The sequence below is a fragment of the Citrobacter amalonaticus genome, assembly GCF_018252635.1.
Taxonomy (GTDB): domain Bacteria; phylum Pseudomonadota; class Gammaproteobacteria; order Enterobacterales; family Enterobacteriaceae; genus Citrobacter_A; species Citrobacter_A amalonaticus_E.
Genome location: NZ_JAGTXM010000001.1, coordinates 615,082 through 629,815 on the forward strand (window position 1 = coordinate 615,082; position 14,734 = coordinate 629,815).

Genomic DNA, 14,734 nt, shown 5'->3' on the forward strand with positions numbered 1-14,734 from the left:
ATAAGGAAATCGCCGATGCTCAAAGAAAACTTCAACGAACTGCAAATCTTTCTTGTGGTGGCAAGGGAGCGAAGTTTTACCAAAGCAGCGGGCAAACTGGGCGTTTCTCAGTCTGCACTCAGCCATGCCATGAAGGCTCTGGAGGAAAGGCTGAATATCCGCCTTCTGACCCGCACGACCCGAAGCGTTGCCCCCACGGAAGCCGGTGAGAGAATAATTGCCTGCCTTGAACCGCGTATTGCCGATCTTGAACAGGAACTGGAATCGCTGGTTCAGCTGAACGGCACCGCTTCCGGCAATATCCGTTTATCTGCCGGGGAACATGCCGCGCGAAGTCTGGTATGGCCGAAGCTAAAACCCTTTCTCAGGGAATATCCCGAAATAAATCTCGAACTGGTAGTCGATAACGGCTTCGTCAATATTGTTGAGGGGCGTTTTGATGCCGGGATCCGCCTTGGCGAAAGCGTCGATAAGGACATGATTGCGGTAAGAATTGGGCCGGATATGAGAATGGCTGTGGTAGGAGCGCCGTCTTATTTCGCTGTAAATCCTGCACCTGAAACGCCGCACGAGCTACAAAATCACCGGTGTATCAATATGCGCCTCCCGACAGCCGGTGGGCTTTACCATTGGGAGTTTGAGAAGGATGGGAAACCGTTACGGGTCAGAGTGGAAGGGCAGGTCACGTTTAATCTGCAGGAGGAAAGGATTGATGCTGCTTTATCCGGTTTTGGCATCGCTTGTATACCTGAAGACAGGGTGCAGGATTATATAAAGTCAGGAGAGCTTATTCAGATTCTGCAGGACTGGTGTCCATCTTTCCCCGGATATTACCTCTACTACCCGAACCGCAAGCAGCATCCGCCCGCTTTTGCGCTGATGATCGATGCACTTCGCTACAAGGAATAACGGGTCCCCCATTCACAGAGGGCCCGTTCGAGTGTTAACGGCCCACGCGAGCCTGATGCTCAGGAGAGTAACGCTCGCCGACGATTTTAATCGTTTCAAGCGCCTGGGTTATCTGCCGTGAGTCATCCTGCGAAAGAATGATGTCGGCAGCCCCCAGGTTTTCCTCCAGCCGGTGCAGTTTCGTAGTTCCAGGGATAGGCACAATCCACGGCTTTTGTGCCAGCAACCATGCAAGCGCGATTTGCGCCGACGTCACGCCTTTCTCTGCCGCCAGTTCACCCAGCAATGAGACCAGCTTTTCATTGGTTTCAATCGCCTGCTCGGCGAAACGCGGCACTTGGCTTCTGTAATCATCCTTCCCAAAAGTGGTTCCTGGCCTAATCGATCCCGTCAGGAAGCCTTTGCCTAATGGGCTGAAAGGCACGAAACCGATGCCCAGTTCCTCCAGCAACGGCAGGATCTCCTGCTCAGGCTCGCGCCACCACATGGAGTATTCGCTTTGCAGCGCAGTGACCGGTTGTACGGCATGCGCACGACGAATGGTTTGTGCACCCGCCTCGGACAGACCGAAATGTTTAACTTTGCCTTCATCGATCAGGTCTTTCACCGTTCCCGCAACATCTTCAATCGGGACATCCGGGTCGACACGATGTTGATACAGCAGATCAATGACATCAGTCTTAAGACGGCGTAATGATCCTTCCACCGCTTTACGGATATGCTCCGGACGGCTGTTTAAAATCTGCTGCTTGTTGTCGTCGCCAAAAGTAAAACCAAACTTAGTGGCGATGACCACGCGGTCACGAAACGGTTTTAAGGCTTCACCGACCACCTCTTCATTAAGAAAGGGGCCATACACTTCAGCGGTATCGAAGAAGGTGACGCCACGTTCAACCGCTGCGCGAATGAGTTCGATAGCCTGACGAGTATCTGTCGCCGGGCCATAGCCGTGGCTTAAGCCCATGCAGCCGAGCCCAAGTGCGGAGACTTCGAGTCGGGATTTACCCAGATAACGTTTTTGCATTGAATGAATACCTCTTATATCGCGACTTAAACATCCAGTTTGCGGCCAGTCAGCCATTCCACCATCGCCGGGTCACGGTGGGAGAAGAAGGCGCTGGTAGCGGTATCGAGAGCGGCAATCTGCAGCATATCTTCAGCGCTGAGTTCAAAATCGAGAATATTGATGTTCTCAGCCATGCGTTCTTTGCGCACCGATTTCGCCAGTGAAACGATGCCTCGCTGGAAGATCCAACGCAGCACAACCTGGCCCACGCTTTTACCGTACTTCTGGCCAATTGCTGTTAGCACGGGATGCTGGAACAGACCATTTTTACCCTCTGCAAACGGTGCCCAGGCTTCCGGCTTAATGCCACGGCTTTGATTCCATGGAACGGCATGCAACTGCTGGTTGAAGGGGTTAACCTCAATCTGGTTTACCGCAGGAGCCACGTTGTTGAAGGCGATAAGGTCGGCCAGTCGGTCAGGATGGAAGTTGCTTACGCCGATAGCACGAATTTTGCCTGCCTGCTGCAGTTCTTCCATTGCACGCCATGCCCCATGGACATCGCCATAAGGCTGGTGAATCAGATACAGGTCGACGTAATCAAGTTGCAGCCGATTCAGAGAACGTTCGAACTGGGCTTTAGCGCCTTCGTAATGGGTATCCTGTAGCCAAAGTTTGGTCGTTACAAAGAGCTCGTTACGGGCGATACCGCTTTGTTTCAGTGCGTTCCCGACCTGGGTTTCATTCTGGTAAGACGCGGCGGTATCGATCAGGCGATATCCCGTATCGATGGCATCAATAACGGCTCTTTCGCATTCAGCGGCATCAGACATCTGAAACACGCCAAAGCCCAGCAGGGGCATTTCAATCCCGTTGTTCAGTTTTACAGTTTGCATGACGTTATCCTTCAGCTGTTGTGTTGGAAAAGCATAACGCAAGCTGATTTATTCGATTAGATAGGGCAATTAGCTAGGGTTTATTAGATGTGTTCATTAATGTAGAGGGTCTGACGGTCGGCTTTGTGCCAGGAGCGGCCCTTTGGTAGTTGTCAGGAGGACGATATTTGAGCAGAATGAGACAGCCTTTAAGTATGACCGTTTTTTATACAACCACACACTATTGAATCTAGGTTCAAAAGGGGCTACTGACCCACAAATGAAAGGATGCACGAGATCGAGCTATGCGTATTCATCAACAGAATAAGTCCCGTAAACTATATCGCAGCGTCAACACGACGACGCGGCACCATTCTAATAATCCAGGTGCTGAGTATCGGTGGGAACGAAATCGCAAAATAGTCGGAGATGAGCTACTGGTAAAGCGCGAGACAATGCATAGCAGACAGAAGCGTGGCCGAGACTACACACCATTGTTTTATTTTCTGATCAAACAGATTGGCAAGCCGTGGAATGAAATATTCAGCGAAGTATGTGGGCGTCTTGATACCACCGAGCCGGTATTCTGGTTGGTCGCGCTACATGAGCATCAGCGAAGGGATTTAGTCTGCATTGGTGAAAGCAGTTTCTACCCAGGTCTGTTTGTTGATGAGAATGGAATTCTGCAACAGGTAAACCCTTCAATCACGAGAAATGACGTTAAGGTGACATGTCGTTGCTGCACACACACTTATATTGGTGAACCTGTACCTTGGATAGATTGAGTGACACCACCTATCTTATCTTGGGTGCGATCATTGTCAGCAGTAAACATCCGTTACTCACTTACTGCGGGCCGTTAGCCCTTACGCAATGTGCCAGAAGCGGAGGTTCATCACAATTTGTATTTTTTCAAGATATTTCCTGTAAAAACCCCCCTTTGTTATATACCCATGAAGATTTACATTAACGTTATTGGCGGCTATAGCCGATACTGGTTTCACGGGATCAAACAACAGGAAGAATGGATGAACATTTTTTTATCGAGGTCACTGTCAATTGTATGTACCACGCTGCTACTGACGGCCTGCTCTGGCATTCGTGACCAATCTGAAAAACCATACAATTATCGCGCTGAACATAGCATCGCCTGGAATATCATGAATGCATCCGGCATGGACACATATAGCGACGCGTTGGTTAACCAGTCTCAAAGTAAAATGTACAGCCGCACGGATTACAATTTCGCTTACCCTGTCGAGGGAAATACTAAATTAAATGAAGTGACATTGCCCTTAACCCCGTTACTGCAACATCGTGACACGGGTATGAGTGTGGAAGATTGGCAATCAAATGGGATCCTTGCCTGGATCCCTACCGAACTGGCAACCACCCCCCAGGCGGCTTCACTTGTGCTCTCAGATAAAATAGAATCTGCTGTCCTGGCGACCCTAAATGAATCTAAACGCGAATTTAGGGTTCGTAAGGGGGCGGGGTACAACGACTGGTTAGGAAAATACGTTTTTCAAACCAATGCTTCACGCTATCTAACCATTAAATTTGCAGATAAAGATGCAGGATGTGAGCTTCCAAAGGATGATTATTTCGACCCTGCCCGCAAGAATACCCCGATCTGTACTTTTTTCACAAGCTTCCACGATGCAGAAAAAATTGTCCGCACTCCTGAGTTCATAGGTTCAAATGCGACCGGGAAAAGTTATTTCATAAGACACGATGGTTTAAATGGAAGTTCCCTCAGCTCGGTATTTAATAAAAACGCAGGTCATTCTGATGCAGAAAATGAGCGTATGAATTATGCCTTCATGCAACAGGTCAGTAGCCATCTTCCTGCGTGGGTAGTTATTTACCTGTCACCTCATGATGATGAAGGTTTGCCTGCCGTTGCATTACAGCAAGGGAAAGTGCATTTTTTCTTTCGCGAAAAATAAAGCAGAACACATCAACAGGGGATCTTAATGTCCGCTTCTCGCTCTCAGCAGACCCTGGAATTGAAAGCAGAGGGACTACCTGACACAATTTTGCACAGTGAAGAGTCGGGCGTTGTTAACGTTCAGATTTTCAATGTATCAATGACCATCCGCAGGGCGGGGGAGACGTTGCGATGAGGGTAATAGAGAAACAATCCCTCCATTCGCAGGCTGTAACGCTGCAACACCCTGATAAGCTTACCGTGTTCTAAATCATCGGCGACCAGTTCAACAGGAACATAGGCCAATCCGAGGCCCAGCCGGGCGGCCTCTGCTTCCATATAGCTGTCGGATAGGGCCCATTGCCCTTCAGGCCGATGAGTGATTTTTTTATCATCCTGAGTGAGTTCCCACTGGTATACGCTGCCGTCGGCAAACTGATAGGCGATACAGGGATGCGTCTTTAAATCTGTCGGGGTTTGCGGAAAACCATAGCGACGAAAATGTTCCGGAGTACCCACAATCGCCATCTCCATATCGGGCGTAATGCGTACTGCGACCATGCCCTGGCCGACTTCAGGCCCCAGACGGACGCCGGCATCGAATCTTTCCTCGATGATATCGACGAACCGGCTCTCATTCATCAGTTCAAGCCTGATATCAGGATAGCGCTGTTTAAATACCGCAAGCTTTGGCAGCAGGCATTTATCAATCGCGTGCTGGCTGGCATTGATACGCACCGTGCCGGAGGGCGTCTCTCGATAGTGCGCCAGCGTGGCAAGCCCAAGATCTAACGTATCAAATCCAGATGCCGTCTTCTGGTAGAGCTGCTCGCCTGCTTGCGTTAGCGACAGTTTACGCGTGGTGCGCACCAGCAGCTGGACGCCCAGCCTTTCTTCAAGCTCACGAACAGAACGGCTTACCCCGGACTGAGCAAGCCCCAGCCGCTGAGCCGCCGCGGTAAAACTGCCTTCCCGCACCACCTGCATAAACAGGTACAGCTCGTTGTAGTTTTCCCTTTTCGCCATTGAATAATTCCCCTGAATGACAGCAAGCTCAGCACTAATTTATAACAATATGGTATTAATCTTAGCAGTAATCGCCCTCTAATCAGCACTAATTCTGCTCACTATAATGACCCCATCAAAACAAAGCACCGTAGCGTTGTCCGCAGGAAACCTGTATCTCTCTGTTGTTTTTTATGGGGATTTTTATGAAAGCCTTCACCCGAACGCTAAAAACCGCGATGCCGGCCATGCTGTTATTTGCATCATTAAGTGGAGTCACAACAATGTGTTATGCTGATTCAACCAATCCGAACGCCCCTGTATCCATGACAGATAAATGGGACAAGACCTTCGCCGAGAGCCAGAAAGTCGATCATCGTAAAGTCTCGTTCCCGAACCGATATGGCATCACCTTAGTGGGCGATCTTTACCTGCCCAAAGATCGTGGCGATCGCAAGCTGGCGGCGATTGCGGTCAGCGGGCCATTCGGCGCGGTGAAAGAGCAATCCAGCGGCCTGTATGCGCAGACGCTGGCGGAACAAGGGTTTGTTACCCTGGCGTTCGATCCTTCTTACACCGGGGAAAGCGGCGGCTATCCGCGAAACGTCGCCTCTCCGGATATCAACACTGAAGATTTCAGCGCGGCCGTGGATTTCTTAGGGCTGCAAAAAGAGGTGGATCGCAACCGTATCGGGCTGCTCGGTATTTGCGGCTGGGGTGGCATGGCGTTGAACGACGCCGCGATGGATACCCGCGTTAAAGCGGTGGCCACCAGCGTGATGTACGACATGAGCCGGGCGATGGGCCATGGCGTGGGTGATGGCAAAGACCGTTATTCCACCGCCGACCGTCGTGCTGTTCTGCAGTATCTGAATGAACAGCGCTGGAAGGATGCGCAGAGCGGAACGTTCGCTCACGGTGGTCATGATATTAATGTCGACAGCAACGGCAAGGTCAGCGCGGGCGAGCGCATTCTGCCAGAAACGCTGCCGGCAAATCCGCATCCGGTACTGAAAGAGTTCTTCGATTACTATCGCATGCCGCGCGGCTTCCACGAACGTTCCGTTAACTCTATCGGGGCGTGGACGGCAACGATGCCGCTGTCATTTATGAATATGCCGCTGCTGAGCTACGCCAGTGAAATCACCATCCCGACGCTGATTGTGACCGGTGAGAAAGCGCATTCACGCTATTTTGCTGAAGATGCTTTCAAGGCGGTCGGCAGTAAAGACAAAGAGCTGGTGGTGGTGCCTGGGGCAAATCACGTGGATCTGTATGATAACGTTGCCGGAAAAATACCTTTCGCGAAGTTCGAACAATTTTTCCAGACCAAACTGAAATAAACCCTCTCCTGAATTGATGCAAAGCCACCGGCCTCTGGCAGGTGGCTTTTATCCTGACCTTGTGAAATTTCACTATGTCGACGCTAAACCAAACACCATCACCTCATCATCAGCGCGCATACTGGGGCGGTATTTTTGCCATGACCCTGTGCGTGTTTGTGCTGATTGCTTCTGAATTTATGCCCGTCAGCCTGCTCACGCCGATTGCCCGTGACCTGGGCGTGACGGAGGGGTTGGCAGGACAGGGAATTGCTATCTCTGGCGCGTTGGCGGTCCTGACCAGCCTGACGCTTTCAACGCTGGCTGGAAAGATGAATCGTAAGTTTCTGCTGCTGGGAATGACGTTTCTGATGGCCGTATCGGGGCTTATTATTGCGCTGGCTTCCAGTTATCTGGTGTATATGGCCGGTCGCGCGATGATTGGTATTGCGATTGGCGGATTCTGGTCGATGTCTGCGGCAACGGCGATTCGTCTGGTGCCGCAGCATCAGGTCACACGTGCGCTGGCGATTTTCAACGCCGGTAATGCGTTGGCTACGGTAGTGGCTGCACCGCTGGGGAGCTATCTTGGGGCCACAGTCGGATGGCGAGGCGCTTTCTTGTGCCTGGTCCCCATCGCGGTTGTTGCCTTTATCTGGCAGTGCATCAGCCTGCCTGGTATGGACGCTAATAAAAACCACACGCCACGTGGAGCGGTATTCCGCATACTTAGCCGCTGCGTGGTTGCGGTTGGCATGCTGGCCTGTGGCCTGTTTTTCATGGGTCAGTTTACGCTATTTACCTATGTGCGCCCGTTCCTGGAGTCGGAGACGCAGGTTGACGCTTCTGGTTTATCGTTGATTTTACTGGTTATCGGTGTAGCCGGTTTTATTGGCACATTGATCGTCTCGACATTCCTCAACAGAAAATTCTACCTCACGCTGATGACCATACCTGGGTTGATGGCCGTCATTGCCATCGGCCTGATGCTGACCGGGCATCAGGTCTGGACGGTTTCTCTGTTGTTAGGGTTATGGGGCATGCTGGCCACCTCCGCGCCAACCGGATGGTGGACATGGATTGCACGTACGTTGCCTGACAACGCTGAAGCCGGAGGCGGGCTCATGGTCGCGGTGATTCAGCTCTCCATCGCCCTTGGATCAACGGCAGGAGGCATCGTGTTTGACCACCTTGGTTGGCATAGCACGTTTGCCATGAGCAGTGTGCTGCTCCTCTGCGCGTGCGTACTAACCTTTTTTACCGCACGCCAGAAGGCCGGTGCGCGTTAATCCGGCGAGGGCCCGCGCTCCAGAAATGTGGGAAGCGCAATATAGCTGCGTACGGAGCGTACGCCCTCAAGGCTCTGAATCTCCATAAGGAAATTTTCCAGCGATTCGGTATCGGCGGCGCGTACTTTGATAAAGACACTGCCGTCGCCGGCAACGGTGTGTAACTCTTCCACTTCCTTGCGGCTGGTGAACTGCAAAAGGGCGCGCGTTGCTTGATAGCTACTGGTGTCGATAACCAGAAACGTTAACAGCGACCGTCCCGGCTTGCAGCCATCCAGGACCGCTACGGTCCCCAAAAAACGTGGGTAAAACCAAAAGAGTGAAAGCGCTCATCGATTTTCTGATAGCCAGAACGGCGTGATAAAAATCAGTAACACACTGTTAAGTACAGAGCGGCGAATCTCGTAGATGTTCATGGTGATCTTTGCGATTTATTAATTTTGTTCATTATTGATATCACAATTGTGCTGTTGTGCGAAGAAAGTCGTTGTTGTTACCTTTATGATCGTTTTGACGAATAATCTTCGCATCGAATATGGCACCTTCATTAATTGGCGCGTTGCTTGCCAGATAATTGCACGCGCTAACCAGGGGCTTTACTGATTCTGAAACTGAAAAAGGGCGTTGTTATTAACAGTCTTTAACAGGCGATACGGCTTCATCTGTCATAATTATCTGATTGCATACTAAAACAACGCCATTTTCCCGTCACGATATGAGGTATTAATGAAAACGGTTGGTTATGCAGCGCACGCTGCCGACGCGAAACTGGTTCCTTATCATTTTGAGCGTCGGGATTTACGTGAAAACGATGTCGCTATTGAAATTCTTTACTGCGGCGTTTGCCACTCAGACCTGCATACGGTCAATGGAGACTGGGGCCCGCAGCCTTATCCATTGATCCCGGGGCACGAAATTGTGGGGGTCGTCACGTCCGTGGGGCAGAATGTTAAAAAATATCATCCAGGCGATCATGTCGCCGTTGGCTGCATGGTGGATAGCTGTCTGCACTGCGATCAGTGTGAGCATGGCGAAGAGCAATTCTGTCGTAACGGGATGACTCCTACCTATGGCGCACCGGATCGCTTGAGCGGCGAAATCACTCAGGGCGGATACGCCAAACATATTGTCGTACGCGAAGAGTTTGTCCTGCGCGTGCCGGAAAATATGGACCTGGCAAAGACCGCGCCGATCCTTTGTGCTGGTATCACCACCTTCTCTCCGCTGCGTACCTGGAATGTGGGTTCGGGAAGTCGCGTTGGCGTGATCGGATTAGGCGGTCTGGGCCATATGGCGGTTAAGCTGGCCGTGGCGATGGGGGCCGAGGTGACCGTCATCAGCCGCAATAAGAACAAAGAGGAAGAGGCAAAGGCGCTGGGTGCGAAAGGCATTTTGCCTTCTTCCGATCCGCAGGCATTGCAGGATTCAGCCTGTGCATTCGATTTAATTATTGATACAGCACCCGTTAAGCATGACCTGAATATCTATACCCCGTTATTAGATATTGATGGCTCGTTAGTCATTGTCGGCCAGGTTGGTCTGATGGATGAACCGCTCACGGTTCCTCTAATCATGGGACGCCGTCGCGTTGCGGGTTCGCTGATCGGCGGCATTGCGGAAACCCAGGAAGTCCTGGATTTCTGCGCGAAGCACGATGTCTATCCTGAGTGCGAAATGATAAATATCGATCAGATCAACGATGCTTTCGCTCGCCTTGCACAGGGAGACATGGCCCACCGCTTCGTCATTGATATGGCCTCGCTGAGCGCTGAATAAACGCAAATACACAGGCGGTAGTGCGCGTTTGCTACCGCTTTCACAACACCTCTGCGTCTTTTTAAAAACAGTCGCAATTAACATCGTCCGAGTGGCTCCTCATGTTTATTTATTCAAAAACCCAACGTGTATTTTCCATATTTTCAGGAACGGTCATGTTGGGTCTTATATTCATGTGTTCGACTCTGGCGAGCGCGCGAAATACAGAGGGGGACGTAATGAAGATAAATATCATACTTAACGATAAAACTCTTACCGCTACCTTGAATAACTCTCCTGTGAGCCGCGAGTTTGCGGCCTTATTGCCGCTTACGTTGCAACTCAAAGATTATGCAGGGGAAGAGAAAATAAGTGACTTGCCTTCCCGGTTGACCACCGAAGGTTCACCTGAAGGAACGTCAGCAAAAAAAGGCGATATAACCCTTTATGCCCCATGGGGAAATCTGGCTATTTTTTATAAATCTCATAGCTATGTGCCTGGCTTAATAAAACTTGGGCAATTAGATGAGCCGGACGCATTGCCCGTACACCCTGATACCTACAGCGCCAGATTTGAACTGTTGAGGTAATCATCGTCACTCGGCGGGAGAACATGAATGATAAGCAGAACATTTCTGGCGATTCTTTCTCTGTTATTGATGAGCGGATGCGTTTCCCAAACCACGCAAAACAGGAGTTTGAAAATGACATCAAAAGATACACATGGCGCCGTTGCTGAAGTCGCACCCGCTATGGCTGCGTATGCTGAACGATTTATTGAAAAAGATCTCTGGAATCGTCCGGAGTTGTCACGTCGCGACCGAAGCCTGGTCACGATTGCAGCACTCATCAGTCGGAATGATACGGCTGAGCTTCCGCACTACCTTAACGTGGCGCTGGATAGCGGCGTGAAGCCCGCTGAAATCTCCGAGGTTATTACCCATCTGGCATTTTATGCTGGCTGGCCAAACGCCACCTCTGCGGCGCTGGTTGCCCGCAACGTCTTTGCGCACCGCCATATCGATACGGCATCCTTGCCAGGGGATAAAGTGGATTTCCTGCCTCTGGATAAAGCGTCGGAAAACCAACGTGCTACGATGGTTGAGTCAAACTTTGGCAAGGTATCACCGGGGGTAGTGAGATATACCACGGATGCACTATTCCTTGACCTGTGGCTGCGGCCGGGTCTGGCACCACGGGACCGAAGCCTGGTAACGGTTAGCGCACTGGTTACCGCCGGGCAAGTGGCGCAAGTGCCGTATCATCTTAATCGGGCGATGGATAATGGTTTGACCCAGACTCAGGCCTCAGAGGTCTTGACACAGCTGGCCTTTGTGGCGGGCTGGCCAAACATTTTCTCAGCCTTACCTGTATTTAAAGAGGTATTTACAGGCAGGAATCACACCTGACGGATGACGATTCGCAAAAGCCGGGACCTGAACAGATGCTGGCTTTTTTCTCCCAGGAGTCACATGTCGTTAATCCTGCCGGGGCCTGTTCAGGGATGTTTGTAGTGGCGCAGCGCGTCAATCACGAGCTGGAAAGCTTTCGAGTGATTTCTGTTTTCCGGATAGTAAATGTAATAACCATCCCAGTAAGGACACCAGTCTTCAAGGACGCTAATCAGTTCGCCGCGGGCGAGCTGTTTCTCTGCTATATCACGGGGAACGTGTGCCAGCCCGTATCCTTCTATAGCGGCCTGCAAATTCTGATAGATACGACTAAACACAAGCTGACCGCTGACCTTGACGTTCAGGCTCTTTCCCTCTTTTTCGAACTCCCAGACATACAAATTACCGTGGGTGGGAAACCGAAGATTGATGCAGTTGTGATCAATAAGATCGTTAGGATGCTGCGGGTAAGGGTGACGGGAAAAATAATCAGGAGAACCGACGACAGCAAAGCGCACATCCGGGCCGATACGCACTGAGATCATGCCATTAGATATTTGCTCACCGAGCCGCGTTCCTGCATCAAAGCGGCCAGAGACAATATCCGTCAGCGCATAGTCATCAATCAGCTCCAGAGTAATATCCGGGTATTCCTTAAGTAGCGGCTCAAGCTTGGGCCATATCACAGAGCCAATTGCATAATCTGACGTTGATATACGTACCGTACCGGCGGCTTTACTGTTGAGGTCCTTCAGTGACTGTAATCGCCCCTGGATCCCATCGATATAAGGGCCGAGGTCATCGAACATGGATTGCCCTATATCGGTCAACGAAATACTGCGCGTGGTGCGGGTCAGAAGTTTCATCCCAAGACGGGATTCGAGGGTTCGAATAGTATGGCTGAGGGCTGATTGTGAAACGCCTAAATGTGCCGCTGCTTTGGTAAAGCTCTTTTCACGCGCGACGACTATAAACGCCATTAAATCATTAAGGTTTTCCCGTGCCAACCTGCCCCCCCCTACTGCCAAAAGAAAGTGATGGACTAGTGTAGCGTAATGCATAGCGAAGGGGCACTTAATGGATAGGTAATTTACGGCGTTAAGCAGGTCGATTTTCTGGGGCGTAATTTATGAAAATCGTGCATAAGTCATATCAGATTTCGCGTCTTACTGATTTCTGTCTTTTTATTCTAGAATGATTATTCAGCTATGGCAGAGGAATTCAAAAGTGGATTATTCATTATTAAACAATAATCTGAAAATGCCGATGGCCGGTTTTGGTGTTTTTCAGGTAACAGAGAAAGAAGAATGTAAACAGTCAGTATTGACTGCTATTCGTACAGGCTACCGCCTTATCGATACCGCAGCAGTTTACGGTAATGAAGATGCCGTTGGTGACGCAGTGCGCGAGGCTATTGCCGAAGGGTTATGTAGCCGCGAAGAGCTATTTATTACCTCAAAACTGTGGGTACAGGACATGGCCAGTTACGATATGGCCAAAGCAGGGATTGAGGCGTCGTTAGAAAAATCAGGGCTGGAATATTTTGACCTTTATTTACTGCATCAGGCTATGCGTGATTACTTCAGCGCGTGGCGAGCACTGGAAGATGCCTATGATGCCGGTAAGCTTAAAGCGATTGGGGTGTCCAATTTCTATGCTCATGTATTAGCAAACTTCTGCGAAACCGTCAGAATCAGGCCAATGGTGAATCAGGTTGAATTGCATCCTTACTTTGCGCAGCCTGCTGCACTTGAAACCATGAAGTATTACAACGTTCAGCCGGAAGCATGGGCCCCCTTAGGCGGCGGAAGGCATAAGCCCTATGAAAATGAAATGCTGCAGCGAATTGCTGATACTCACAAAAAAACAGTTGCTCAGGTTGTCCTGCGCTGGAATGTGCAGCGTGGTGTCACTGTTATCCCTAAATCCACCCGTCAGGAACGTATTGAAGAGAACTTTGCCATCTGGGATTTCGCATTGACTGAGAATGAAATGGAACAAATTAACACGCTCGATTTAGGCTACGTTGGTGATGCCGTGAAACACTTTAATCCAGAATTTGTGCGTGGCTGTCTTGGTGTGAAAATTCACGATCGCTAACGCTGATCTGGGTATTGAGCCCTCAATAATGAAGGCTCAATACGACTTCTTTCTATTGCAGATTTTTTTCTTTCAGGAACTGACTCACCAAATCAGCAATCTGCACATTGTTGAGATCAGAGAACGGGAAGTGGGTATTCCCTTTAATTCCCACTTCTGGCAGATGTGTCACAGTCACATCCCCGCCATGCTTGTTCACCACATCACGCCACTCGCGAGCCATCGCCAGACGTACACGCCAGCTGTCCTGCGCGGGCATGGCGACAGGTTTATCCGGTATGTTATCGCCGTAAATAATCAGAATCGGGATTTTGGTCAGAGCCATAAACTGCTCCATCGGCACCGGCTCACCCTTCAGCGTGTCAAACGCGCTTGGCATAGGGGCAGGGAGTTCTTTTTCCGGGAAGACAAAGCTGCTGCCTGGCTCGAAGGCGATAATGGCTTTGACCTTGTCATTTTTCATCGCCGTGTACCAGCCCGGCCCGCCACCCTGAGAGTGGGTGAAGAGGATTGCCGGGCCGGATTTATCCACGACGGCAGACATTGCATCAGAGATAACATTGATATCAAACGGCCCGGTGTTCGGGGTCATCTGACGGAAATACTGATTCAGTGCTTCTTTGTCGTGAGAGAACTGAACGCCCTTAAAATACTCTGGCCACACGCCAACGCGGAACTGGTTGAACCACATCTGTTCATCCGGTTTAGGCGTAACCGTACCTTCTACCGTCGTGCGCCCGGCGCTGCCCCGGCGTGGCTGATCGACAAGATAGGTTGAGAACCCGCGACGCAGGAAGATATTCTGGAACCCTTCGCGACCATCCGGGGTGCTTTCCCAGGTACGGGAGAACTGACCAGCGCCGTGCAGCATGACGATAGGGTATTTATGCGGATTCTCCGGGATTTGGTAGAACACTGAGGCATGATCGCCGTGCCAGGTTTGGCCAGCTGAATCCAGCGGCTTTTTCGCGTCAAATGTTCCTGGTGCGGTGATGATGGTGCCACCAGCAGAAAAGCTTCCCTGTTCCTGAATGACCAGCGGCTCGGCGTATACCGACTGAGCCACCAGACCACCCGCCACCACGCAGATGGCCAGCGTTTTTAAGACAGTCTTCAAGATTACATCCTCTGTTATGTTTGCCGTTCAATCAT

General features: G+C 50.7%; 15 protein-coding genes and 1 pseudogene. 10 read left to right on the forward strand and 6 right to left on the reverse strand.

From position 1 onward, the window contains the following. The first annotated feature begins 15 nt into the window (after positions 1-15). Entirely contained in the window at positions 16-909 is an 894-nt protein-coding gene (locus KE671_RS02850; protein ID WP_206161619.1) for a LysR family transcriptional regulator, read from the forward strand. A gap of 34 nt (positions 910-943) precedes the next feature. Here KE671_RS02850 and KE671_RS02855 read toward each other — a convergent pair whose 3' ends face one another. Together KE671_RS02855 and KE671_RS02860 are read right to left on the reverse strand one after the other, a co-directional pair. After that, positions 944-1,933, reverse strand: a complete 990-nt coding sequence (locus KE671_RS02855) for an aldo/keto reductase (protein ID WP_206161620.1) — start codon at positions 1,931-1,933, stop codon at positions 944-946. Between the two features lie 26 nt (positions 1,934-1,959). Beyond that, positions 1,960-2,811: an aldo/keto reductase gene (locus KE671_RS02860; RefSeq protein WP_206161621.1), complete on the reverse strand. Its 852-nt coding sequence runs from the start codon at positions 2,809-2,811 to the stop codon at positions 1,960-1,962. 284 nt (positions 2,812-3,095) lie between these two features. On the opposite strand from KE671_RS02860, the gene KE671_RS22765 reads away from it, so the two are divergent. Both KE671_RS22765 and KE671_RS02865 read left to right on the forward strand, forming a co-directional pair. Then, positions 3,096-3,575, forward strand: a complete 480-nt coding sequence (locus tag KE671_RS22765) for a hypothetical protein (protein WP_241029719.1) — start codon at positions 3,096-3,098, stop codon at positions 3,573-3,575. 243 nt (positions 3,576-3,818) lie between these two features. After that, a complete protein-coding gene (locus KE671_RS02865; protein ID WP_206161622.1) occupies positions 3,819-4,739 on the forward strand; it encodes a hypothetical protein in 921 nt (306 codons plus the stop codon). Between the two features lie 122 nt (positions 4,740-4,861). Here KE671_RS02865 and KE671_RS02870 read toward each other — a convergent pair whose 3' ends face one another. Continuing rightward, positions 4,862-5,764 (reverse strand): LysR family transcriptional regulator, encoded by a 903-nt coding sequence (locus KE671_RS02870; RefSeq protein WP_206161906.1) that lies wholly within the window; start codon positions 5,762-5,764, stop codon positions 4,862-4,864. 245 nt (positions 5,765-6,009) lie between these two features. On the opposite strand from KE671_RS02870, the gene KE671_RS02875 reads away from it, so the two are divergent. Together KE671_RS02875 and KE671_RS02880 are read left to right on the forward strand one after the other, a co-directional pair. Further along, on the forward strand, positions 6,010-7,068 hold the full coding sequence (locus KE671_RS02875; protein ID WP_206161907.1) for an alpha/beta hydrolase: 1,059 nt from the start codon (positions 6,010-6,012) through the stop codon (positions 7,066-7,068). 140 nt (positions 7,069-7,208) lie between these two features. Then, positions 7,209-8,336, forward strand: a complete 1,128-nt coding sequence (locus tag KE671_RS02880; protein ID WP_206161908.1) for an MFS transporter — start codon at positions 7,209-7,211, stop codon at positions 8,334-8,336. On the opposite strand, the gene KE671_RS23015 is transcribed toward KE671_RS02880, so the two are convergent. Further along, complete coding sequence (locus KE671_RS23015; RefSeq protein WP_432759323.1) at positions 8,333-8,632, reverse strand: Lrp/AsnC family transcriptional regulator; 300 nt, start codon at positions 8,630-8,632, stop codon at positions 8,333-8,335. The genes KE671_RS02880 and KE671_RS23015 overlap by 4 nt on opposite strands. Here KE671_RS23015 and KE671_RS23020 point away from each other — a divergent pair. The 4 genes and pseudogenes from KE671_RS23020 to KE671_RS02900 all read left to right on the forward strand — a co-directional run. Further along, positions 8,611-8,697: pseudogene (locus KE671_RS23020) on the forward strand (LysR substrate-binding domain-containing protein); the annotation flags it as partial. The gene KE671_RS23015 and the pseudogene KE671_RS23020 overlap by 22 nt on opposite strands. 365 nt (positions 8,698-9,062) lie before the next feature. Further along, positions 9,063-10,112, forward strand: coding sequence for an NAD(P)-dependent alcohol dehydrogenase (locus KE671_RS02890; RefSeq protein WP_206161623.1), 1,050 nt, complete (start codon positions 9,063-9,065; stop codon positions 10,110-10,112). A 218-nt stretch (positions 10,113-10,330) separates the two neighbouring features. Then, on the forward strand, positions 10,331-10,681 hold the full coding sequence (locus tag KE671_RS02895) for a cyclophilin-like fold protein (RefSeq protein ID WP_206161624.1): 351 nt from the start codon (positions 10,331-10,333) through the stop codon (positions 10,679-10,681). A gap of 27 nt (positions 10,682-10,708) precedes the next feature. Beyond that, positions 10,709-11,500, forward strand: coding sequence for a carboxymuconolactone decarboxylase family protein (locus tag KE671_RS02900; protein WP_206161625.1), 792 nt, complete (start codon positions 10,709-10,711; stop codon positions 11,498-11,500). An 89-nt stretch (positions 11,501-11,589) separates the two neighbouring features. Here KE671_RS02900 and KE671_RS02905 read toward each other — a convergent pair whose 3' ends face one another. After that, positions 11,590-12,489 carry a LysR family transcriptional regulator gene (locus KE671_RS02905; protein WP_123707304.1) on the reverse strand — a complete coding sequence of 300 codons (900 nt, stop codon included), beginning with the start codon at positions 12,487-12,489 and terminating at the stop codon, positions 11,590-11,592. Positions 12,490-12,709: 220 nt separating this feature from the next. On the opposite strand from KE671_RS02905, the gene KE671_RS02910 reads away from it, so the two are divergent. Beyond that, positions 12,710-13,582, forward strand: coding sequence for an aldo/keto reductase (locus tag KE671_RS02910; protein WP_206161626.1), 873 nt, complete (start codon positions 12,710-12,712; stop codon positions 13,580-13,582). A 52-nt stretch (positions 13,583-13,634) separates the two neighbouring features. On the opposite strand, the gene KE671_RS02915 is transcribed toward KE671_RS02910, so the two are convergent. After that, entirely contained in the window at positions 13,635-14,699 is a 1,065-nt protein-coding gene (locus KE671_RS02915) for an alpha/beta hydrolase (protein WP_206161627.1), read from the reverse strand. Positions 14,700-14,734 lie beyond the last annotated feature (35 nt).